Source organism: Hyphomonas sp. (assembly GCF_036964145.1).
Taxonomy (GTDB): Bacteria; Pseudomonadota; Alphaproteobacteria; order Caulobacterales; family Hyphomonadaceae; genus Hyphomonas.
This window is the reverse complement of sequence record NZ_JBALUC010000004.1, coordinates 72,584-94,584: the sequence shown is the minus strand read 5'-3', so window position 1 is coordinate 94,584 and position 22,001 is coordinate 72,584. Positions and strand designations below refer to the sequence as shown.

Sequence of the window (22,001 nt, the reverse complement as noted above, 5' to 3'; positions counted from 1 at the left end):
GTTCTTCTCAGGGCCGGATGATCACCTTGCCCACCACTTCACGGTCGGTGAGCAGGCGATAGGCTTCCCGCCATTGGTCCAGGGGCAGTTCGGCATGGATGCGCGGCTGCGTCTTTCCCTCGGCTGCCCACTTCCAGATCTCCGCCATGTTCTCCCTGCCGCGCTCGGGAAAGCGGCGGCCATATTCCCCGGCCCGCACGCCGACCACGGAGAATCCCTTTATGAGGGGCATGTTGACCTTTACTTCAGGGATACGGCCAGACGTGAAACCCACGACAAGCAGGTGCCCGTCGAACGCGATACACCGCACGCTTTCATCAAACACGTCGCCGCCGACAGGATCAAAGATGACGTCAGCCCCGCGCCCGGCGGTCAGCGTCTTGACCTTGTCGCGAAAACCTTGCGTGACATTGATCGCATAGTCGGCGCCGTGTTCGATGACCTTGTCCAATTTGGCGTCCGATGCCGAGGTCGCAATCACGGTCGCGCCGAGCAGCTTTCCGACATCGACGGCCGCCATCCCCACGCCGCCACTTGCGCCGTGTACGAGTAATGTCTCACCGGGCTGCAAATTGGCCCGCCGCACAAGCGCGACATAGGCGGTCAGATAGGCTGCAGGATAGGCTGCCGCTTCCGCGAATTCCATATTCTCTGGCACGCGCGACAGGCTGGAGGCGGGCAGCAACGCAAATTCTGCGAAGGCTCCAGTCTTGTTGCCGCCGACCACCCGGTCGCCTGGTGAAAACTCGGAGACGCCTATGCCTACAGCCTCGACAATCCCGGCGCATTCCATGCCCTGGATGAAGGGCAGCTCCGGTTTCATCTGGTACTGTCCCTGGCTCATCAGCAGGTCAGGGAAGTTCACACTGGCCGCCTTGACGCGCACCAGCACCCCCCCTTCCCCGACCTCGGGCACTGGAACATCCTGAACCGACAGGCCGGAAAAATCGTCCGTCAGCGTATCACAGACGAGGGCTTTCATAGTTTTGAGACAAGGTCTTTCACCATGTTGGCGATTTCCAGACATGCCTTGCGAGAGCCCGGCGAGAAGCCGGTGAAGGCCGTGAAGGCATGGGGCAGCGTATCATAGCGCTTGTGAGTGACCTTCACGCCCGCACTCTTGAGACGCTTGGCATAATCATCGCCCTCATCGCACAACGGGTCATGTCCCGCCGTAATGATGATCGCCGGGGGCAGCCCTTCCAGCTCGGCGGTTTGGCCCGGCGACAGGAGCGGATCGGACATGTCGAAATCGTCCGGCAGGTATTGCTCCATGAACCAGTTCATCGTGTCTGTGCTGAGGGAGAAGGTTTCTCCGAACTCGGTGCGCGACGGGAATTCCTCGACCATGTCCACGGCCGGATAGATCAGCAATTGATAGACGGGCAGCGGCTTGTGTTCGCGCTGCATCTCCTGAGAGATGATGGCCGAGAAATTGCCGCCCATACTGTCGCCGCCCACGGCCGCCATGCCTTCCGGCGCACCATACTTGCCGGCATTGCGCACGCCCCATTCATAGGCGGCGATGCTGTCATCGATGCCCGCGGGGAATTTGTTCTGCGGAGCCAGCCGGTAGTCCACTGACAGGACCGGGCCCTTGGTGATGGAGGCGAGAATGGAGCACCATGCATTGCAGGTTTCAAGGTCACCGACCACGCCGCCGCCCATATGGTAATAGACCAGCAATGGCACGGAGGAATCCTGGCCGGATGGCTTGTAGAGACGCACCGGGATTTCGTTACGGTCGGGCCCGGGAATGGTGAAATTCTCCGTTGTCACGCCGGGCTCGATTGGCGCCGCCAACATGCCCAGCTGTTCCTTGACAGCGGCCTGAACGATTTCCGGCTCCAGCGACGACATGGGCGGCGCATTGCGGCCATTCCATGCAACCATTTGCAATTGCGGCTCGAGAACGCGGCCCCGCACCTCGACCGGCTTGCCCCCGGCCATGCGCACGAGCAAGCCATCCGGCAGTTTGAAGATGAATTTGGTGATTATCTGCTGCAGGCTCATGGTCGCCTCCCGTCCTGTCTTGTTGACAGAAAGCTTAGCCTTGCAAGCGCGTCCACGCCAAGAGGCGTTTCTCCTTACTTCGCGGCAATCTCCCGCACGCCCGCCAGCAGCAAGGCCGTCGCGAATTCCGTTGCGCCGTCAACATCTACCGGACGGCGCAGCAACATGTGTTCACCCATTTCACGGGCAATTCCGATGGCCGCAGCCGTCAGATAGGCGGTGTCGATCTTGGGGCCACCTTCGCCGGACAGGACATGTTCGAGATCGGCGCGGATTTCTTCTGCCACGGCCAGCATTTCGGGTGTATCGACCCGTACCCCGATCAGGGCCAGGTGCGGCGCACCATTGCGGATCGCTTCTTCGTTTTCGGTCGCAATAAAGCCGAAATAGGCCCGATAGGCATCATGGACATAGGTTTCAAAATCGGTGGCATATGCCCGGACGTCCTGAAGGCGCGACCGGAAACGATAGGTGGAGTCCTCGGCAATCGCCTCGAACACTTCTTCCTTGGACTTGAAGTAATTGTAGAAGGTGCCGGCGGCGAGCTCGGTTTCCCGGATGATGTCGCGTACCGTCGTGGCTTCGAAGCCGATCCGCGCAAACACGCGGCGCCCCGCCTGCAGGATGGCCCGTCGGTTGGCAGCCTTGGATCTGGCCCGTTTTCCGGTTGAACCGGCCAGTGTCTTTACGATGGAGCTCATACACGCCTTTCCTCGGGGAAGCCCCACATCATGACCAAGGCGTCATTACCCGTCAACTTTTTACGCTGCTGACGGGAATTCTTTCTCAGCGGTGTGGCTGACTCTGTCGAGCTTGCGCTGACGTATGGCCCACACGATGATCGCGTACGACCCGAAGGAAAATGAGGAAAACTACTCCCAGCCCCTAATAGGCCTGAGCATACTCATAGGGCGGAAATGAAAACGGGTCACGCGGCGCGAGGCCCTTGGAGCCGCGTGGATTGTTATAATTGCCGGTCAGTATCTCGAAATGGATGTGTATGGCGGTGGCATTCCCGCTGGAGCCCATGAAGCCGACCGGCTGGCCGAATCCAATCTTCGCGCCCTTGGTAACGCCCGGCTGGATGTAGGCGAGGTGGGCGTAGCGCGTGTAGACGCCCTTGCCATGATCAATCAGCACCATGTTGCCGTAACCCGTCGAGACACGCGCCTCGATGACCTTCCCCGGCGCGCTGGCATAGATCGTTCCGGCAGGCCGCGACTGTAGGTCGATACCGTCATGCCGCCGGCCAAAGCGCTGCCCAAAGCCGGAGGTCAGGCAAACATCATTCGCGGGTGCCGCCGCCAGAGGGATGCCGTTCACCACTACAATCGGCTTGTAGTGCAGCACCCAGCCATCCTCGTCGACAATCGGAGAATTCGATACGCGAATGCCATAGCAGGCCCGTAGATACGCGTTCGGCGCAAAGGGCCCCTGCTCCGTGGCAGCAGCTGCCGGCGGCGCGCCAGCCCCCGCGCTAGGCGCAGATTGGGGGGGATAATGAATCTTGACTGGCGCCGGCGAAGCGCAGGCAGCCAGCAGCAAGGCGGCGGAAAGCAAGAGCAAACGGGTCATGGGTCCTCTTTATGCCCCCTCACCGGTTAACATCAGGCAACAACGCGCGCGCGTTTGGCTCCCCGCTCAATCTCCTTTTTCAGATCCCGGCAATAGAGATTGAAATCCACCTGCATCCGGTGGCGCGGGCTGTCATAGAAATGGCCGAGATGCTCTTTCTCGTCCTCTTCGGTAATCCGCTCCATTTCATCCGCTGACGGGAACGCATAATCCCCGTTCACTGCGGCCGCGACGAGTTTCGACTGCTGCTCGGCAAAGTTCACCAGCGTGGGCAAGGGCTGGGCAAGCCCCAGGAAGAAGATCGTCTCCCGCCCCGGCTTCACCATGCGTTTGAACAGGGGGAAGACATTGTCTTTCGGCGTGAGGTCATCCTGCTTGAGGAAGGGGAAAGTCACATTGTAGCCCGTCGCCCAGACAATCGCATCGATCTTTTCGCGCGTGCCATCGGTGAAGACGACACCGTCGCCATCGAGGCGTTCAATGCCTGGCTTCGGGCAGATGTCGCCGCAGCCAACCCGCGTCAGGAATTCACCGGACACAGAGGGGTGACCGTCCAGAGGCTCATGGTCCGGCTTGGGCAGGCCATAATCCTCCATCATGCCGATCGTCTTCTTGATCTTCTTGCGCGCCAGCGCCCGTCCGACCTTTGACGGCAGCCAGGCCGGCAGCACCGCCTTGTCCGAGGGTTGGCCATCCATGTATTTCGGCATCACCCACACGCCCCGCCGCATGGAAATGAACAGGCGCTCTGTCAGCGGCCGCTGGGACAATTCCGAGGAGATGTCCATCGCGGAATTCCCGCCGCCAACGACCATCGCCCGCTTGCCCCGGAAATCGTACGGCTCGAACGGGTCGGTATAATTGTGCGAATGCACCTGATGGCCGTCGAATGAGCCCGGATATTTCGGCATGCGCGGGTCCCAGTGATGGCCATTGGCCACGATGACCACATCATATTCGCGGCTCTCACCAGTCGACAGCGTGACCTTCCAGCGCCCACCGGGCAAGTCCGCCACATCGGTCACCGCCGTGTTGAACGTGATTGTCTCGCGCAGACCAAAATGGTCGACATAGTCATGGAAATACTGGAGCAGCTGGGCATGGTGGGGAAAATCCGGCCAATCCTCCGGCACCGGATAGTCCTCAAAGGCGAGGCGCCATTTCGAGGTATCGATGTGCAGGGATTGGTAGCAGGACGAGGCCCCATTCGGGTTCTTGTAGTACCAATTGCCCCCGATATTGTCCGACATCTCGAAACAATCATACGGGATGCCGTAGTCCTTCAGGCGTTTGGCCATGGTGAAACCGGAACACCCTGCCCCGATGATGCAGGCCTTGGGCTTCGTCGCGCCATCGAATGCCATTTTGTCTTCCTCCACGTGAGCTCTTTGTTTTCGCTCTTTTCCCTATGATGTTATCCGGGCAGAACGACTCGTCAAACGAATGAGGACCAATATGAGCGATGACGCCACGTCATCTCCCGAACCCTGGGAGGTGATGAACGAAAACATTGAGATGATCAGCGGAGGAATTCCGTGGGGCCGTCGCATGGGCTTCCGGTTCACCCGTATCGAGAAAGCTCATGTCTGGGGTCTGCAGCCCTGGAAGGAGCGCCTTGTTGGCGATCCGGACACAGGCGTCATCCACGGCGGCGTTCTGACAGCCTTCCTCGACAATCTCTGTGGCACAGCCGCGAGTTCCGCCCTCCCCAAGCCCCGCTTCGTGGCAACGCTGGACCTGCGGCTCGATTACATGCGTCCGGCTGACAAGGGCCGCGACATTATTGGCGAGGCCGAGTGCTATCACGTCACGCGGAACATATGTTTCACGCGCGCCTGGGCCTATCATGACAGCCGCGACAAGATGATCGCGACCGCTGCTGGCGCCTTCGCCATCAACAAGCCCCGTTCAGTCGACAGCATGAGGACGATGTAATGGCAGACGATACTGAAATCGCCGGCCAGACCCGCGCCGACGAGGTCCGCGCCTTCATTGCCCGCACGCCGCTCGCCCAGGAGATGGGCCTCAAATGCGAAGTCATGGGCGACGAGATGACCATGATCATGCCCTATCAGGAAAAACTGATCGGCAATTTCATGATCAAGGCCATTCATGGCGGCGCAATCGGGGCCTTCCTTGAGCTGACCTCCCAGGCACAGGTGTTTCTCGTGACGGAGCATCTGCCCCGGCCGCCGCGCCCGATCAATCTGACGATCGACTATCTGCGCCAGGGCCATGCGAAGGATCTGTATGCCCGCGCCGAGATCACCAAGATGGGCCGCCGCATGTGTTCGGTCCGCGCCGAAGCGTGGCAGGATGAACGATCCAAACCTGTCACGACCCTGATGGCGCATTTCATGGTGTCAGGGGATTAGGACTTCACCCGGCTCGAGGACGGGAAAAGCGCTCGCAACCGCCTGATTCCAGCGGAAAAGACGCGGCCAGTTCTCCCCCTCATTGCTCATCAGGCCGAGCCGCACAATGACGAGATCGCGGCTCGGCACAATGAAGATCGTCTGGCCTTCATGACCCTCAGCCGCAAAACTGTCCCAGGGGGGCGCGTCGCGGCGCTGGTAATCCGGCACTGGCGCGGCGCCGTCCGTGGTGAGCCAGAAGCCTGCACCATAGACGTTTTCCTTTGGGGCTTCAGGATGGGAACGCGAGAAATCGACCCAGCCTTCCGGCAGCAAGCGCTCGCTCTCCCACATGCCATCGCGCAGGTAGAGATAGCCGAACTTCGCAAAATCCCGCGCTGAAGCCCAGACGAGGGACCCGCCAAGATACGTGCCGGCGGGGTCGAATTCGATGACGGCATTCATGCCGATCGGGTCGCTGAATTGCCGCCTGAACCAGTCGGAAAAGGCGGCGGACGAGGAATCGCTGGTCGCCACTCCCTGCAAGGCATTCCCAATCAGATGGAACGCCGCCGTCGAATAGTTCCATACCGCCCCCGGCTCATGCAGCGGCGGCAGTTCATCCTTGATATATTCCAGCACATCGAGCCGGCCCGGTCCGTACATCATCTGTATGACGTCATTCTCTGCCATGCTCGTGGCGCCGATCTCGGTATAGTCGAGCCCGTCCGTCATGGTCAGCCACTGGCGCCAGCTGATCTCCGCCCGCGGATCGCCTTCATCGAATGGTGTGGGCATCGGCGCGTCCAAATCCTCGATCAGCCCGAGTTCCACAGCCCGGCCCGCCAGGGCAGAGGTCACCGACTTCGCCATGCTCCACGAAACCTGCTTCATGTCCGGTCCGAAGCCATTGGCATAGGCTTCCGCCACGATTTTCCCATGATGCACGATAATGAGGGCGCGGGTCTCGCCCATCTCGTCTTCCAGCCTGCCGGCCATTGCCTGGTCGATGAGTGGCTGCACAAGGGCCGCGATCTCTTCCGGAATCTCGCCTGTCTCCCATCCCTGCGTGGGCCAGGCGAGACCCTCCGGCTGGGGCGGAAGGGGCACGAGAGCCTGCGCGGCAGCAACCCCCGCTGTCACAATTGCAGCCAGTCCCGAAACGAAAATCTTGCGCCACATGGCGTCTCTCCCCTACTCTTTCCGGGAAACTTAGGGGCAGTTCATGAAACTCGTCAAAGCACTTCTGGTCGTCATGGCTGTCACTGTCGTCCTTGGCGGGCTCGTCTGGCACTTCTGGCTGAAGGGACAGGTCGAATTCGCCGAAGTCTCGACAGCCTATGGCGCAAAGATGGTCTGCTCCTGTCTGCACGTTGCCGAGCGCGGGCTGGAGAGCTGCAAGACCGATTTCACATCCGATGTCAGCGCTGTGACCTTTACCGATGATGGCCAGGTCACCCGCGCCAGCGTGCTCGGCGGACTTGTGAAGTCAGAAGCGCGGTTTGATCCCGGCCTTGGCTGCACACTGGTGACCTCATGAGACGCGCCTTGCTTGGCCTCTTCGCTTTCGCCGGCTGCGCGTCGGCCCAGACGATTGAGCCGCCCCCACAGGGGCATCCGCTTGGCTGGCTGACAGGCTGCTGGGTCAGCGAAAACGGGAAGGCCAAGGAAGTCTGGTCAACGCCCGAAGCCGGCCATTTGTTCGGCTATGCGTTGACGCTGGATGAGGGCGGCGTCAGCTTCTTCGAGCAGATGCATGTCCAGCCCGGCCCACTTTACGTGCTCAACGTGTATCCGGCCGGTGTCGGCCCTTCGAAATTCGTCGAGAGCCTGCAGGACGACCAGTCCGTCACCTTCCTGAATGGCGCGCATGACTATCCGCAACTCATCCATTATGAGCGCGACAGCGACATGCTGCTCGCCCATATCGCCCTGGAAGACGGATCGAAGCGGCGCGATTTCGCCTATAATGCCTGTATGGATTAACCATTCTCTAGGTGGCCCGTTTGGGCTTTTCTTCATGTTTTCCGTCTAGTCTACTCCCCGGAGGCAATGGGGAGTTTCGAGGCTATGGGGCTGGATCATACGCGTAAGAACAAGAGGCTTGCATCCCTCTTGCCGATGGCTGTTTTCCTGACCACTGCGATTTGCCTGCTGGGATTCGACGCAATAAATGGCAGCGCAGTCCAGAGCGTGGACGATTTCGCCCGTCGGCTTCAGATAACAGACCTGCTCGCAGATGATGACTGGTACGATCTGACCTGGCCCTTCCTTGCCATGCCCGGTCCCTATGTCTCACCCTGGTCGCGTCTGGTTGATCTTCCTTATGTCCTTGTCACCTGGCTCTTCCAGCCTGCGCTGGGACAGGACACCGCCTTCGCGGTTGCACGCTTCATCGTGCCGCCGCTTTGGCTCGTTGCGTATGCATGGCTGGGAGTAAATCTGATCCGGGAAATCCGGGGGAAGACGCCGGGACTCCGGGTGCTCGCCATTTCGGTCGTGGCATCATATTTTGCCATTCTCGAATTCATGCCGAACCGAATTGACCATCACAATGTCCAGATGGTCTTGCTGTTCGCCTTTTGCCTGGGCATTATTTCGCCGCATCGCCATGCCGGAATCCTTATCGGAATCTCCAGTATCCTGTCGGTCGCAGTTGGGTTGGAGTGTGCGCCCTATATTGCGGTTGGGCTGGGCGGTCTCGCCATCCTCGGCGCCATGCAGCCGCAATCACACATGCCCCGGAAATTCGTCTGGACATGCATTACGCTTGTTGTGCTCACGCTTCCTGTGGGATTGCTGCTGAATGGCAATACCATTTTCCAAACCCATTGCGATGCGCTGTCCGCGCCATGGGTCAGCGCGCTAGCGGCAGGTGGGATTCTAGGCGCGGGCTCGGCACTCGTCTGGCGATGGGCAGGATGGGAATCTCCCTTGCCCCGCATGGCGATACTCATGGGCGGAGGCATCATTGTGCTGGCGGGATTATGGCTGGCTTTTCCGGAGTGCCATGCTGGCCCCTACCCCATGGTCAATGAGACAGCCCATACCTATTGGCTGGACCATGTGATGCAGGAGAAGGATCCGATCACGGCCTTCTCCTATGGCGAGCAAATGTTCACGCTCATTTTCCTGGCGCTCATCACGCTGGTAATTGTGGCTTGGCAGAGCGTGAAAGGTCAACGTCCTGAAGTCTTCCTGCTCCTGCTCATTGCGAGCCTGGGAGTCATTCTGACAGCGTGGCAGATGCGGAATTACAGGTTTCCTGCTGCCCTCCTCCCACTCTTTATCCCATTGGTCGTAGACAAATTACGTCAGTCTGAAACCCTCCGCCCACTCATGCTTGCCTTGGCAGCCCCCATCGCGCTGTTCCTGTCGTTCCAGATATTTGTGAAGCCGCAGGGCCGCTCGCTCTCCATGATTGACTATATGAGGGGGGATACCTGCCTGAGCGGAGATCTGTCCCTGGTGGACACACTGCCGCCTTCACGATTTGCAGCCCCGTTCGGCCTCTCGCTCACGCTGGCAGATCACATCCAGAGTTCCGGATCACCCCATAGGCTTGCAGCTCTTCAATTTCACCGCGCATCGCCGGGGATGGAACGCATTTTCCGGACATTTATTCTGACGGATACAGAGCTACGGCGCCAAGCTTTGGAACCCTATGACTATATTGCCGTGTGCGTTATCCCTGAAAATGATGCGGATCCGAAAATCGCGCCACTATACGCGCGTCTGAGTTCCGGCGGAGACTGGCCAGGCCTTGAAGATATTCAGAAAGAACGCACCTCGCGCCTGCGAATCCTGAAGATTGATCACGATACGGTCGAGTAGGTGCTGGCGGAGTCTTATTCACCGAGCCTTTCGACTGTCATCGGCTCCCCATCAAAAAGCGCCAGATATTGCTGTTTCATCGCATCCCGAAATTTCGATTGCGGAATCGTGACATGATACGCGCCTTCGGCGTAGGAGCCGATATCATAGGGCGCAAAATGAATGGTGTATCCGCCGAACCTGTTCGGTACGTCTGAGGGCACGAAATTCACTTCGCTCGCCAGCACCATGTCCGCACTGACCAGTTCCATCGCCTCGCTCCGGAAACGCTCGAGGTCTGATACGTTTCCACTCTTCTTCACTTTCTGCCGGGCAATTTCTCTCCAGACCGTGTCCATATGCCCCTGAATGGCGGCCTGTGGTTCGTGCAGGAACGCGCTGAGCCGCATCGGCTCGCCGGTCACTCCATTGTAGAGGCGCCCCGCGGTAAAATAGTTGCCATGCGCGCCGCCGGTGAAAGTGTAATGGAAGCCTTCCAAGCTCACGATATTGCCGGCCTCGGCGACAATCCCCCATTTGATCCGCAGGCCATAGGGACGAAAATAGCTCGGGTCCGCTTTCTGGTATTCCTGCGCATCCGCAGTCATCGCTTCGATACGGATTTGCGCATTCTCGACCAGATCCATGCCAAGGGCGGGCGCCTTGGAGAATACGGCCTCGTCGATTGTCACTTCGGCCTTGAGATAATCCTCATCGACAATGATCTCGCGCGGAAGGTCGTCCACCGACGCAATCGCCGCGACATCGACGGTCGTCTCTTCGCCGCCTGCGCTGTCCGCATCGCCCGACGTCTCACTCACATCGGAAAGGTCCCGCACCTTTTTCTGGCACCCGGCCGTCAGTACCAGCGCCCCTGTCAGCGCTGCCAGAACAAGTTTCTTCATGCGGACCTCCGTTACAGGCTGAGCAGTTCGGCGTCCCCGCCCTGCGCCGTGATGTTCACCGTCAGGGTGCGCTCAGTTGCAAAACGATGCAAGTAGTGGGGTCCACCGGCTTTCGGTCCGGTGCCGGAGAGCCCTTCCCCGCCAAAGGGCTGCACACCCACAACCGCGCCGGTCATTGAGCGATTCACGTATGTATTCCCCACCGGGCAAGCCTCGCGGACCTCGCGCTGGAAGCTTTCAAGCCGCGAATGCACGCCCAAGGTAAGCCCGTAGCCCTTGGCTTTAAGGGCTGAGCCAACCTCGGTAATATCGTCCGGATCGTACCGCAGAACATGCAGGATAGGGCCGAATTTCTCCTCGGAAATCTGGTCGATGGATTTCAGTTCCAGCAGCGCGGGTCCGAAACCATAGCCCGTCTCCCCGATCTGCCCGGCAGAAATCTGGTGCAACAGCTTGGCCTCATCCTTCATGGTCAGGACATAGGCTTGCAGGGAGGCGCGGGATTCCGCGTCGATGACCGGGCCAAGGTCAGTATAGGGCAGACCCGGGTCGCCAATGTTCAATTCATCCATTGCGCCGATCAGGCCCTCGATCAAGTGATCTGCCGTATCTTCAGGCAGGAACACAATCCGAAGCGCCGAGCAGCGCTGGCCCGCAGAGCCGAACGCCGACTGGATCACGTCATCAATCACCTGCTCACGCAGCGCCGTAGTGTCGACGAACATGCCGTTCAGGCCGCCCGTCTCTGCAATCAGCGGAATGATCGGGCCATCGCGGTCCGCCAGGGTCTTGTTGATGATGCGCGCCGTCACCGTGCCGCCGGTGAAACAAACCCCGGACACACGGAGATCTCTGATCAGCTTGGCGCCGACGGATTCACCCCCGCCCGGCAACAGATGCAGCGCATCAACCGGCAGGCCAGCCTTCTGGAACAGTTTGACCGCCTCGAAGGCAATCAGGGGCGTCTGCTCGGCAGGCTTGGCCACAACGGCATTCCCTGCCGCAAGCGCTGCCGCGATCTGGCCCGTAAAGATGGCCAGAGGGAAATTCCACGGGCTGATGCAGCAGAAGACGCCGCGCCCATGCAGGGACAGATGATTGGTTTCGCCGGTCGGCCCAGGCAGCTTCTGCGGCGTCGTGAAGTCCGTTTCAGCCTGCATGGCGTAGTAGCGACAGAAATCGACGGCCTCTCGTACTTCCGCGATCCCGTCAGGCAATGTTTTTCCTGCTTCGCGGGCCATCAGCGCAATCAGGCGCTCGGCGTTCTCTTCGAGCACATCAGCCATGGCGCGCAGATGCTTGGCGCGTTCCGCGCCGCCCAACTCATCCCAGCCAGGCTGGAATTTGGTGGCGGCGGTCAGGGCTTTGTCGATGTCACCCTCCTGCGCCTCCCGGCAACTGCCGAGAACGGTTTCTGTATCGAAGGGGACACGGACCATATCGCCGCCGCCGGAAACGGCCTTTCCTGAAACAATCGGCCCCGCCGCAATGGCCGGGCTATCGCGGAAGCTCCTGATCGCGGCGGCCATGTCCTCGCGCACGCTTCGTTGACTCAGGTCGAGCCCGGAGGAATTGCGACGTTCGGCGCCGTAAAGACGTGGGGGCGTCGGGATACGCGGATGGCGCCGGGGACCGACCTCTACCTTGACGATAGGATCGGCGACAACGTGTTCAGCCGGCACGTCCGGATCAAGGAAGGAGTGGACGAAACTCGTATTCGCCCCATTCTCCAGCAGGCGCCGGACGAGATAGGGCAGCAAATCCTTGTGCGCGCCGACCGGGGCATAGACCCGCACCCGGCGGCCAAGCCCGGCCGCGCCATAAAGGGCCTCCCCCATGCCGTGCAGACGCTGGAATTCGAATGCAGCGTTTCCGACTTCCTCCGCCAACAGCTCAATGGCTGCCACCGAATGCGCATTGTGCGTGGCAAACTGCGGATAGATGGCGTCCCTGGCTTCCAGCATTTGGCGTGCACACGCCAGATAATTGAAATCCGTCCCCGCCTTGGTCGTGAAGACCGGGAAATTGGGATAGCCCTCGATATGGGCGTGCTTGATCTCGCTGTCCCAATAGGCGCCCTTCACAAGCCGCACCATGAAGCGATGGCCGGTCTGTTCGGCGAGCTCTTTCAGCCGCTCGATCACTTCGCCTGCCCGCTTCTGATAGGCCTGTACGGCAAGACCCAGTCCATTCCATCCTTTCAGGGACGGCTCACGGGCCAATCGCTCAAGAATTTGCAGGCTCAGCACCAGCCGGTCAGCTTCCTCTGCATCGAGACAGAGATTGATGTTCGCCCTCGCCGCCCGCTCGCATAGGTCCAGTACGGACGGATACATCTCATCCATGATGCGCGCCCGGTTCACCGCCTCATAGCGGGGATGGAGCGCAGAGAGTTTGACGGACACGCCATTGCCCTGCTCCGGCGCGGTGGATTTGTCTTTCTCGGCTGCGACGCCATCAATGGCATTCTGGTAGGCTTTCAGATACCGCGCGGCGTCATCGGCCGTGCGGGCTCCTTCCCCCAGCATGTCGAAGCTGAAATGCGCCGCGTCGCCCGCCTTGACCATCCGGCGGCCCCGTTTCTGGGCGTCCTTCACGGTACGTCCAAGGACAAATTGCTCGCCCATGATCCGCATGGCCTGCATCATGGCGGCGCGGATCACCGGCTCGCCGCTCTCGCGGATCAGGCCCTGGATGAAACTGGCCGGCCCCTTCTTCAGGCTGGCCGGCACCCCGATCACCTGCCCGGTCAACATCAGCCCCCAGGTGGAGGCATTGACCAGCCAGGATTCCGACTGCCCCTGATGCGCGCTCCAGTCGCCGGAGCGGATTTTCTCGGCGATCAGCTCGTCCCGTGTCTCGGCATCGGGAACCCGCAGCAAAGCCTCGGCCAGGCACATCAGCGCGAGACCTTCGGCATTTGACAGGCCGAACTCCTCCAGGAAGCTCTCCATCATGCCCTTGTCACGCCCGCGTGCCCGGGCGGTCTCGACCAGTTCCAGCGCCCGCCGCATCGTGGCCTGCCTCAGATCGTCGGACAGAGGCACCTGCTTGAGCAAATCTTCCAGCAAGGCCTCCTCATCCGCAAACTTGATCCGGTCGAGCGAGTGCCAGTCAATTTTGTCGAGTGCGAGCGTGTCAGCCATAAAGGTATCGGTCCGATAAGTGTGAGCCAGAAGGCATGGGATCAATTGTCAGCCAGAATGGCGAAAACCGGGTAAGTCCTGCCCCGATCAGCACCTCTTCAGGATTATCTATATCTTTTCAAATGACCTGATGCGAGAGAAGTTCAACGCAGGCTGGCCTCTTTACGCAGTGGGCCAACACGGCCACATTGCGCCCGACTGCTGGGGCTGTTGAAGGAGCGCTCATGCGCATCATGCTCGTAACCGACGCCTGGGACCCTCAGGTCAATGGCGTCGTGCGCACTATGAAGCGCGTGATCGAAGAGACAGAGGCGATGGGCCATGTCTGGGAGATCGTCCATCCCGGCCAGGGATTCCGGACGATGCCCCTGCCGACCTATCCGGAAATCAAGCTGGCCCTGTTTGCCAGGCGCCGGATCGAAGACCGGTTTCACGAATTCGAGCCCGATGCGATCCATATCGCGACCGAAGGCACGCTCGGCATGGCGGGTCGCGCCATGTGCCTGACGGTGAAACACCCCTTCTCGACGGCCTATCACACCCGCTTCCCGGAATATGTTTCCGCACGCATGCCGATCCCCACCCGGGCCGGCTATTCCTTCGTGCGTTGGTTCCACAAATATTCCGGCAAGGTCATGGTGCCGACGCCCTCTATGGTGGAGGAACTGGAGGCCCAGCGCTTCATCAATCTCGTCGCCTGGAGCCGGGGCGTGGACACGGAGATGTTCAATCCCGACCGCCGGATCGAGGAAGGCCAGCCGGGCGACCCGTTCGAAGGCCTGCCCCGCCCGATCTTCCTGAATGTCGGCCGCGTCGCCGTGGAAAAGAACATCGAAGCCTTTGCCGAACTGGACCTGCCGGGCACGAAAGTCATCATCGGCGACGGCCCGCAGCGCGAAGAACTCCAGAAGCGTTACAAGGACGTCGTTTTCCTCGGCGCGAAGTTCAATGAAGAGCTGGCGGTCTGTTATGCCAGCGCGGATGTCTTCGTCTTCCCAAGTGTGACCGATACGTTTGGCCTTGTCGTGCTGGAAGCCATGGCCTCGGGCACACCCGTGGCCGCCTATGACGCCACCGGCCCGCGGGATGTGATCCCGGGATCGGATGCGGGCACGATCACCCCCATCGGCGGCAACCTTGCCGAAGGCGCGGTGGCCTGCCTCTCGCTCAGCCGCGAGATCTGCCGCGCATATGCCGAAACCTATAGCTGGCGGGCCTGCGCCGAAGCCTTCATCGAGAATTTGCAGCCCTTGCCGGCCCCGGCCCGCAAACGCTTCTGGCAGAAGATCCGGCTCCGTCGGCGAAAGAAGCCGACGCTTCCAACCCTGTAGCTATTTGCGCGCGCCCTTGGCTTGGAGGTGTTCGGCAATCTCCTGCTGGGCTTCGCGCAGATCGTCCGGCAGCGGGATCAGGCCTTTTTCAAGCAAATAGCCATCCGGTCCCATGGCCCGGTCAGACACGAACTCCTTCACGAATTCCGCCAGTCCGGGCACCAGTGGCAAATTCTGGTCCTTTACATAGATATACATGCTGCGCGACAGGCCATATTCGCCGGACGCGATGGCTTCAAACGTCACCGGCACACCGTCCAGATGCGCCGCCTTTACTCGGTCCCCATTCTGCTCAAGGAACGAATAACCGAGCACGCCCACGGCGGTCGGCGTCTTGATCAGGGACTGGATGATGGCCGTGTCATTCTCGCCAAGATCGATCCAGGCCCCGTCGGTGCGGATCGTGTGCGTGCGCAGCTTGAACGCGTCAGGGTCGGCCTGTTTCAGGGCGACCAGCTCCGGCAGGGCTAAAGCTCCTGGCTCCATACCGAGTTCGGTGAAGGCATCCCGCGTGCCGGAAGTCGGCGGCGGCCCGAGCACCATGATGGGCTCATCCGGCAGGGTTGGGCTGATCTCTGACCAGTTCTTGTAGGGATTGGGCTGAAAGCCGCCTTTTCCGTCTGGTACGTGCGCGGCAAGCGCCAGGAATACCTGCTCCTTGGTCAGGTCCAGCAGCGGCGCCTGGCGGGCATTGGCCAGCACGATGCCATCATACCCGACCGAGAGGGCGGTGATCTCGGTAATGCCATTGCCGGCGCACAGGGCCTGTTCGCTCTCGGTAATCATCCGGGAGGCATCCGAAATAGAGGGGCGGTCCGGCCCGATCTTCTGGCAGAAGGTCTTGAAGCCGCCGCCTGTGCCGGTCGTCTCGACAATCGGCGTCGGATAGCGCGTCGTCGCGCCAAACCGCTCTGCCACCGTCGTTGCAAAGGGCGCCACCGTGGACGAGCCGACAATGCGGATTTTCTGCGTCCCGTCCGCACTGACCGGCGGCGGCGGAATCACCTCGCCGGTTTCAAGCTCGGACAGGTCGGTGCGCCCGCAGGCGGCTGCGCAGACCAGCACGAAGGCCGCAAGGATACTGCCAAATCTGGCTGTCATACGTTCATGGCTCCGGCGGAAACATCTGTTGAGCGGGCGTCGGGCACCCGGCCCATTGCCCATAGAACATGGTCCCTATCCGTTCAATGTGATGTGTCGGTGACAAAAATCTCAGGCTGCCCGAAATTTTTGCTTGCATGCCTGAAAAGAGTCTCCTACATGCCCGTCTCGAAATCGATGTGGCGGACATCTGGGCCAACCCTTAAACTGGGGGCCCCCTGTACTAACGCCCAAAGCTGGTTAAAAGCCCTTTGGAGGTTAGGTGTCATGCACTCCTATGCTACTCCCTATAATATTGTTGCCGACGAGCAACCCGATCTGCCTGTGTGGTGCTTCCGTCCTGAGCGGGTCACTGCAGCGGCAAAATGGTTCCGGGATACTTTCCCGGCCGAGCCGTTCTATGCCGTGAAGGCGAACCCGGGCGAGCATGTGCTCGAAGCCCTGTGGGATGCTGGTGTGCGCAGCTTTGACACGGCCTCCCTGCCGGAGATCGAACTGATCCATCGCAAATTCCCAGGCGCCCGCATGGCGTTCCTGCACCCGGTGAAGAACCGCCGGGCGATCCAGCGCGCCTATCACGAATTCGGCGTGCGCATCTTCGTGACCGACACGATGCAGGAACTGCACAAGATCCTCGAGGAAACCGGCTACGCCAAGGACCTCACGATCATTGTGCGGATTGCCGTGTCCTGTGACGGGGCCGCCCTGCCCCTGGCTGGCAAGTTCGGCGCAAGCGCCGAAGACGCCACCGAAATCCTGCGTGAAGCGCGCCGCTATGCGGACGAACTCGGTGTATCCTTCCATGTCGGCAGCCAGGCCATGAAGCCGACCGCATGGTGGACGGCCATGGCAGACGTGTCACGCATCATCATCGCGGCCTCCGTCACGGTCGACATCGTGGATGTCGGCGGCGGCTTCCCGTCGATCTATGCGGACAATCCACCGCCCTCGCTGGAGGACTATGCCGCCATGGTCGAGCAGGCCTTCGAGAACATGTATGTTCTTGAAAACGCAGAGTTGTGGTGTGAGCCCGGTCGTGCGCTGGTTGCAGAATCCGAAAGCCTCCTTGCCCGGGTCGAACTGGTCAAGGACGACGCGATCTACATCAATGACGGCTCTTATGGCGCCCTCTATGATGCGGTTCACGAGCGCTGGTCGTTCCCGATGCGGGCCCTGCCAAGCGACGGACGCACGCTCGGACGCCTCGTCGAATACACCGTCTACGGCCCGACCTGCGATTCCACGGACAAGTTTCCGGCCAAGGTCTGGCTGCCGGCCGGCCTGTCGGAAGGCGACTATCTGGAGTTTGGAAATCTCGGCGCCTATGGCCGGGCCATGTCGAGCCGCTTCAACGGCTTTGGCGAAACCCTGGTGGCCCGCGTTCACGACGCCCCCTGGCCGAGCCTCTACAATGCGGTCGGCGCGGAAGTGATCTCGATTGGTGCCTCCGGTACCCGCTGAACATTTGGAAACCCGTAACGCCTGAGGACGAGCGCCAGATCCGGCACGTCTTCAGGCGAAGACGTCAGCCAGGCATGTCCGCCAATCCCGCGCGCCTCACTCTCGGGCGGCAAGACACGGATGGTCTGGCGCGCAATCGCCGCCCCTGAATCCACATAGCTGACAGGCCGTGGCGCACTGGCGACCAATTGTGCCCGCACCAGCGGAAAATGCGTGCAGGCCAGCACGACCGTATCGATCCGGTCACCCCCCGGCGCCTCGAACAAGGGGGCCTGCGCCGCCTCAAATGCCTTGATCGGAAGATCCTCGCCGCGCGCATGCGCTTCGGCCAGCTTCACCAGTTCGATGCTGCCATGCATCACGACCTCTATGTCGCGGGCGAAATTTGAAATGAGGTCTGCCGTATAGGCCCGCCGGACTGTGCCCGGCGTTGCCAGCAAGCCAACCGTTCCGGTCTGGGTCAGCTGGGCAGCCGGCTTGATCGCAGGCACCGTGCCGACGACGGGAATGTCCAGAACCGCGCGCACTTCCTGCAGGGCCAGCGTCGATGCCGTGTTGCAGGCGATCACGAAGACATCCGGCCTGACCCGGTCGCACAGCGCCTTGGCCACAGCGGGCAGCCGCGCCGTGAGGGCTTCATCGGACTTGTCGCCATAGGGAAAAAAGGCGGAATCCGCCGAATAATGGATGCCCAGCGCCGGACCCAGCGCGCGGATTTCCTCCGCAACCGTCAGCCCCCCCATGCCGGAATCAAACACCAGCACCCTGCCCCGCGCAGGTGAGGGCACAAAATTCGGTGGGAGGGAGTCAGCAGGCATTGTGGAAATCCTAGTCGCATTCCCCTGTGTCGGAAACAGGGCATGAAACGCGCCTTGGCACGGGATTTGTTGTGCAGCGCAACAAGACGCACTATCTATGTTTGTGAAATGTGAGGAAAAAAGCGATGCTTGATCTCTGGCTAACTCCCTGGCGCGCGAGCCTGTCCCTGACAGCCGCCACGCTGGAAACCCTGATTGCCGCTCAAAAAAGCATGTCAATGATGGCCCCCATGGGCGTCGCTGCCCCCATGACCGAGGACAAGCTGCGCGACGCTTTCCAGATTGCAGCAGACGTCAATCTTCGCCGCTGGGAAGACACCGCCGGCGCCCTTCAGAATCTGCCCAACTGGTTCCATGACATGCATGCCATGCCCGGCAATATGGCGACTGACTGGTTTGATATGGCCCGCCGCGGGCGTACCGCTGGCTAGTCCGACTGGCCGTCTTCGCGGACGGCAGGCAACCAGACCCCAAAGGCCGTGCCTTCACCGATCCGCGTCTCGACCGAAAATCCCCCGCGATGGTGGGCCATGATGTGTTTCACAATGGCCAGCCCGAGCCCCGTGCCGGTGATCTTGCCCCCCCGGCTCTGATCGGCGCGATAGAAACGCTCACCAAGGCGCGGCAGATGCTCGCGCTCAATGCCCGGCCCCTGATCCTCGACCCGCATCCATATGGCGCGCTCCTGCGTGCCCGGTCGGCTTGCGGCGGGCAACAGGGTCATGCGCTCGCTGCTGGCCCAGGTCTGCCCGGCTTTCAGGCGTGCGTCTGCCATACCGGAGGCCATGCCGAAACTGAGGGTGATCTGCCCGCCCTCTTTTGAATATTTCAGGGCATTTGAAACGAGGTTTTCCACCACCTGGATCATCTCGTCCCGGTGCGCGATGACCGGCATGGGCCCTTCATCCGATTGCACCACCAGCCGCACCCCCTTCTCCGCCGCAATGGCGCTGAAGGCATGTGTGGCGTCCGAGACGATATCCCGGAATTCCTCGCGTTCGCGCGGCGAGACATGTTCGGAAGATTCAATCCGTGACAGGGACAGCAAGTCCGCGATCAACCGGGACATGCGTTCGGTCTCGCCCGCCATGATGGCGAGGAAGCGATCCCAGGAGTCCTTGTCATCCTTGGCAGGTCCCCGCATCGTCTCGATGAAGCCGGACAGCGCCGTCAACGGCGTGCGCAGTTCGTGGCTCGCATTGGCGAGGAAGTCCGACCGTGCCCGCGCGGCGCGGCGCACCGGAGTCAGGTCTTCCAGCACGACCAGTGTGCGCCGGGCCCGGCCAGGACGGGAGACATGCGCCCGCCAGGTCTCGTCTGGGCCGCTTTCGACCTCCACGACCATCGGTTCGACCGTGCCGGTCTTGATGGCGTTTTCGATGGCCGACAACAGGCCTGGTGACCGGATGACCGTACTGGCGCGCGGATTCACGCGGCCATCGAGCCTCAGGATGAACTCGGCTTCCTCATTCATCGTGACGATCCGCTGTTCGTCGTCGATCTCGAAAGCCGGAAGCGGCAAGGCATCCAGAAGAATGGCAGATTCCTGGATATTTGACTGAACCTGCGTCGGCTCAACAGCAAGCCGCGGGCTGAGCGGCAGGATCGTGGCTGTCCCGACAAAGATGGCGGTCGCAATGGACATGGCCACCAGCAAGGCCGTGATCGCTTCGATCAGTCCGATCGCGCCGGTAATCCACATCAGCAACAGGATGAACCCGAAGCAGCAGACAAGCGTGATGAAGTCTCTCGCGCGCCGGGACAGGGCGCTGCGAGTGGACTGTTTTGCGTCGGCTGACATGCCTTCGCTCATTCACGCTCCCATTAACAAACTGCCCGAAGACATCAGGTTCTGAAGCCGCTAATACGCAACCAGACTTATGCCAAGCCCCTCAGAGCTTATCACTTGCAAACGCGGTTTTTGTGCAACTTTAGAAAATTATTGAAAAACGATAATTTATCATTGACAGTCGAATAGAGCGGGCGTATCCGACGTCTGGAAAAGGGAGCGTTGCCGACGGCATGACACGATCAATTTTACTATTAGCCCCGGTAATTATTGCAGCCTGCGCATCCTCGCAGGCAAATCTTCCCGGCGTGAGCGGTAACCGCGAGGAGATTTTTGCTGTTGCGCCAGAGGCTCCGACCGATTGGGCCTCCGTCGGCGTTGCGGGACAGGCCCCCACCGGGGACTGGCTGAGTCAGTTTGACGACCCGATCATGGAAAATCTCGTGCGCGAAGCCCTGGCCAACAGCCCGACCCTGGAATCCCGCGCCGCCCTCGTGCGCGCCGCACAAGCCTCGATTCGTACGGCGCGTTCACAACGCCTGCCGAGCCTTGATGCCTCGGTCAGCACGGGCGTCACCTCCAATGCATTCGAAGTCGGCAGTGATCTGGACCGCACCACAGACGGTATCTACGGCCTTGGCCTCGATGCCAGCTGGGAAGCCGATCTCTGGAACCGGCTCGGACGCGACGTGGCCGCTGCTGAAGCTGATCTGGCCGCAAGTGAAGCTGATCTCGCTGCCGCGGAACTCTCCGTCGCCGCCCAGACCGCGATCGCCTGGATCAATCTCAACGCCGCCCTGGCGCAGGAACGCGTGGCGATCTTGACCTATGAAGCACGTGACCGGGTCCGGATGCTGACTGAGCGCCGCTTCCAGCGCGGTCTTGCCCAAGCCCTGGACGTCCGCACCGCCCGCAGCGCCCTTGCCGGCGCCGAAGCAGAAATTGCTCGGCGGCGCCAGCTGTCCGGGGAAGCCGCCCGCCGGCTCGAAATCCTGCTGGGCCGGTATCCGGCCACCGAAATCGAGGCCACGGCCGACCTGCCGATCCTCGAAACCCTTGTCGCAGAAGGCAATCCGATGCTTCTGCTGTCGCGCCGGCCGGATGTTGCCAGCGCCGAAGCCAGCATCGTGGCCGCTGGCCTGCGGGCCGAACAGGCCCGTCTCGCCATGCTGCCGGCCCTGCGTCTCACCGGCTCAATCTCGACCAGCGAGTCCGAATTTGCCGACATGGTCGACCCGGAACGCATCGCCGCCCGCCTTGTGGCCAGTCTCGTCCAGCCCCTGTTCACGGGCGGACGCCTTGATGCCCAGCGCGATGCGGCTGTGGCCCAGGCCGAAGCAGCGATTGCTAGCTATGCCGGCACGGCCCTGACCGCCTGGGGCGAAGTGGAAGACGCCATCGCGGCGGATACCTATCTTGCTCAACAGGAAGATGCGCAAATGCGCGCCTTGGAAGAGGCCCGCCTTGCCGAAGAGCTGGCCGAGCGCCAGTACACAAGTGGTACGATCACCGTGTTCAATCTGATCGATGCCCAGACCCGGCGTCTCACATCCGAGAGCCAACTGGTTTCCGCGCGTGCCACGCGCGCCTCAAACCGGATTTCATATCATCTCGCCCTTGGAGGCGGCCTGCCTGTTCAGACTGCCTCGACCACACCACAAGATCCGCAAGAATACGCCGCAGAATAGTGGCAGG

20 protein-coding genes are annotated in these 22,001 nt (G+C 61.0%); 9 read left to right on the top strand and 11 right to left on the bottom strand.

All coding sequences use genetic code 11. The annotated features are described in order from the left end of the window. Positions 1 to 7: 7 nt before the first annotated feature. From V7660_RS12590 to V7660_RS12570, 5 genes are all read right to left on the bottom strand, one after another. Positions 8 to 982, bottom strand: a complete 975-nt coding sequence (locus tag V7660_RS12590) for an NADPH:quinone oxidoreductase family protein (protein ID WP_335603399.1) — start codon at positions 980 to 982, stop codon at positions 8 to 10. Continuing rightward, complete coding sequence (locus V7660_RS12585) at positions 979 to 2,013, bottom strand: alpha/beta hydrolase (protein WP_335603398.1); 1,035 nt, start codon at positions 2,011 to 2,013, stop codon at positions 979 to 981. The genes V7660_RS12590 and V7660_RS12585 overlap by 4 nt, the downstream gene beginning before the upstream one ends. Positions 2,014 to 2,087: 74 nt before the next feature. Next, a complete protein-coding gene (locus V7660_RS12580; RefSeq protein ID WP_335603397.1) occupies positions 2,088 to 2,714 on the bottom strand; it encodes a TetR/AcrR family transcriptional regulator in 627 nt (208 codons plus the stop codon). Positions 2,715 to 2,898: 184 nt separating this feature from the next. Further along, positions 2,899 to 3,588: a M23 family metallopeptidase gene (locus V7660_RS12575; RefSeq protein ID WP_335603396.1), complete on the bottom strand. Its 690-nt coding sequence runs from the start codon at positions 3,586 to 3,588 to the stop codon at positions 2,899 to 2,901. A gap of 32 nt (positions 3,589 to 3,620) precedes the next feature. After that, positions 3,621 to 4,952 carry a flavin-containing monooxygenase gene (locus V7660_RS12570; protein ID WP_335603395.1) on the bottom strand — a complete coding sequence of 444 codons (1,332 nt, stop codon included), beginning with the start codon at positions 4,950 to 4,952 and terminating at the stop codon, positions 3,621 to 3,623. Between the two features lie 91 nt (positions 4,953 to 5,043). Here V7660_RS12570 and V7660_RS12565 point away from each other — a divergent pair, with 91 nt between their 5' ends. Both V7660_RS12565 and V7660_RS12560 read left to right on the top strand, forming a co-directional pair. Next, entirely contained in the window at positions 5,044 to 5,523 is a 480-nt protein-coding gene (locus tag V7660_RS12565) for a PaaI family thioesterase (RefSeq protein ID WP_335603394.1), read from the top strand. Beyond that, positions 5,523 to 5,963, top strand: a complete 441-nt coding sequence (locus V7660_RS12560) for a PaaI family thioesterase (RefSeq protein WP_335603393.1) — start codon at positions 5,523 to 5,525, stop codon at positions 5,961 to 5,963. The genes V7660_RS12565 and V7660_RS12560 overlap by 1 nt, the downstream gene beginning before the upstream one ends. Here V7660_RS12560 and V7660_RS12555 read toward each other — a convergent pair. Beyond that, entirely contained in the window at positions 5,952 to 7,124 is a 1,173-nt protein-coding gene (locus V7660_RS12555; protein WP_335603392.1) for a serine hydrolase domain-containing protein, read from the bottom strand. The two genes, V7660_RS12560 and V7660_RS12555, sit on opposite strands and share 12 nt — an antisense overlap. Before the next feature lie 43 nt (positions 7,125 to 7,167). Here V7660_RS12555 and V7660_RS12550 point away from each other — a divergent pair, with 43 nt between their 5' ends. The 3 genes from V7660_RS12550 (at position 7,168) to V7660_RS12540 (ending at position 9,776) form a co-directional block, all read left to right on the top strand. Beyond that, positions 7,168 to 7,482 (top strand): hypothetical protein, encoded by a 315-nt coding sequence (locus V7660_RS12550; RefSeq protein WP_335603391.1) that lies wholly within the window; start codon positions 7,168 to 7,170, stop codon positions 7,480 to 7,482. Then, the gene (locus V7660_RS12545) at positions 7,479 to 7,928 is read left to right on the top strand and encodes a DUF6265 family protein (protein WP_335603390.1); all 450 of its coding nucleotides are present in this window, start codon (positions 7,479 to 7,481) and stop codon (positions 7,926 to 7,928) included. Before V7660_RS12550 ends, V7660_RS12545 begins: the two co-directional genes overlap by 4 nt. A 129-nt stretch (positions 7,929 to 8,057) precedes the next feature. Then, positions 8,058 to 9,776, top strand: coding sequence for a hypothetical protein (locus tag V7660_RS12540; RefSeq protein WP_335603389.1), 1,719 nt, complete (start codon positions 8,058 to 8,060; stop codon positions 9,774 to 9,776). 14 nt (positions 9,777 to 9,790) lie between these two features. Here the strand turns inward: V7660_RS12540 and V7660_RS12535 are convergent, their stop codons facing one another. Both V7660_RS12535 and putA read right to left on the bottom strand, forming a co-directional pair. Beyond that, positions 9,791 to 10,660 carry a DUF3298 and DUF4163 domain-containing protein gene (locus tag V7660_RS12535; RefSeq protein ID WP_335603388.1) on the bottom strand — a complete coding sequence of 290 codons (870 nt, stop codon included), beginning with the start codon at positions 10,658 to 10,660 and terminating at the stop codon, positions 9,791 to 9,793. Between the two features lie 11 nt (positions 10,661 to 10,671). Then, entirely contained in the window at positions 10,672 to 13,806 is a 3,135-nt protein-coding gene (gene putA / locus V7660_RS12530; protein ID WP_335603387.1) for a bifunctional proline dehydrogenase/L-glutamate gamma-semialdehyde dehydrogenase PutA, read from the bottom strand. Positions 13,807 to 14,030: 224 nt separating this feature from the next. On the opposite strand from putA, the gene V7660_RS12525 reads away from it, so the two are divergent. After that, on the top strand, positions 14,031 to 15,137 hold the full coding sequence (locus V7660_RS12525; RefSeq protein WP_335603386.1) for a glycosyltransferase family 4 protein: 1,107 nt from the start codon (positions 14,031 to 14,033) through the stop codon (positions 15,135 to 15,137). Here V7660_RS12525 and V7660_RS12520 read toward each other — a convergent pair whose 3' ends face one another. Continuing rightward, a complete protein-coding gene (locus tag V7660_RS12520) occupies positions 15,138 to 16,238 on the bottom strand; it encodes a substrate-binding domain-containing protein (RefSeq protein ID WP_335603385.1) in 1,101 nt (366 codons plus the stop codon). A gap of 267 nt (positions 16,239 to 16,505) precedes the next feature. On the opposite strand from V7660_RS12520, the gene V7660_RS12515 reads away from it, so the two are divergent. Then, complete coding sequence (locus V7660_RS12515) at positions 16,506 to 17,699, top strand: type III PLP-dependent enzyme (RefSeq protein ID WP_335603384.1); 1,194 nt, start codon at positions 16,506 to 16,508, stop codon at positions 17,697 to 17,699. On the opposite strand, the gene murI is transcribed toward V7660_RS12515, so the two are convergent. After that, positions 17,645 to 18,517, bottom strand: a complete 873-nt coding sequence (gene murI, locus V7660_RS12510) for a glutamate racemase (RefSeq protein WP_335603383.1) — start codon at positions 18,515 to 18,517, stop codon at positions 17,645 to 17,647. The genes V7660_RS12515 and murI overlap by 55 nt on opposite strands. 125 nt (positions 18,518 to 18,642) lie before the next feature. Here murI and V7660_RS12505 point away from each other — a divergent pair, with 125 nt between their 5' ends. Continuing rightward, positions 18,643 to 18,948 (top strand): hypothetical protein, encoded by a 306-nt coding sequence (locus V7660_RS12505; RefSeq protein ID WP_335603382.1) that lies wholly within the window; start codon positions 18,643 to 18,645, stop codon positions 18,946 to 18,948. Here V7660_RS12505 and V7660_RS12500 read toward each other — a convergent pair. Beyond that, positions 18,945 to 20,330 carry a sensor histidine kinase gene (locus tag V7660_RS12500; protein WP_335603381.1) on the bottom strand — a complete coding sequence of 462 codons (1,386 nt, stop codon included), beginning with the start codon at positions 20,328 to 20,330 and terminating at the stop codon, positions 18,945 to 18,947. The two genes, V7660_RS12505 and V7660_RS12500, sit on opposite strands and share 4 nt — an antisense overlap. A gap of 209 nt (positions 20,331 to 20,539) precedes the next feature. On the opposite strand from V7660_RS12500, the gene V7660_RS12495 reads away from it, so the two are divergent. Continuing rightward, positions 20,540 to 21,994, top strand: a complete 1,455-nt coding sequence (locus tag V7660_RS12495; RefSeq protein ID WP_335603380.1) for an efflux transporter outer membrane subunit — start codon at positions 20,540 to 20,542, stop codon at positions 21,992 to 21,994. Positions 21,995 to 22,001: the final 7 nt, after the last annotated feature.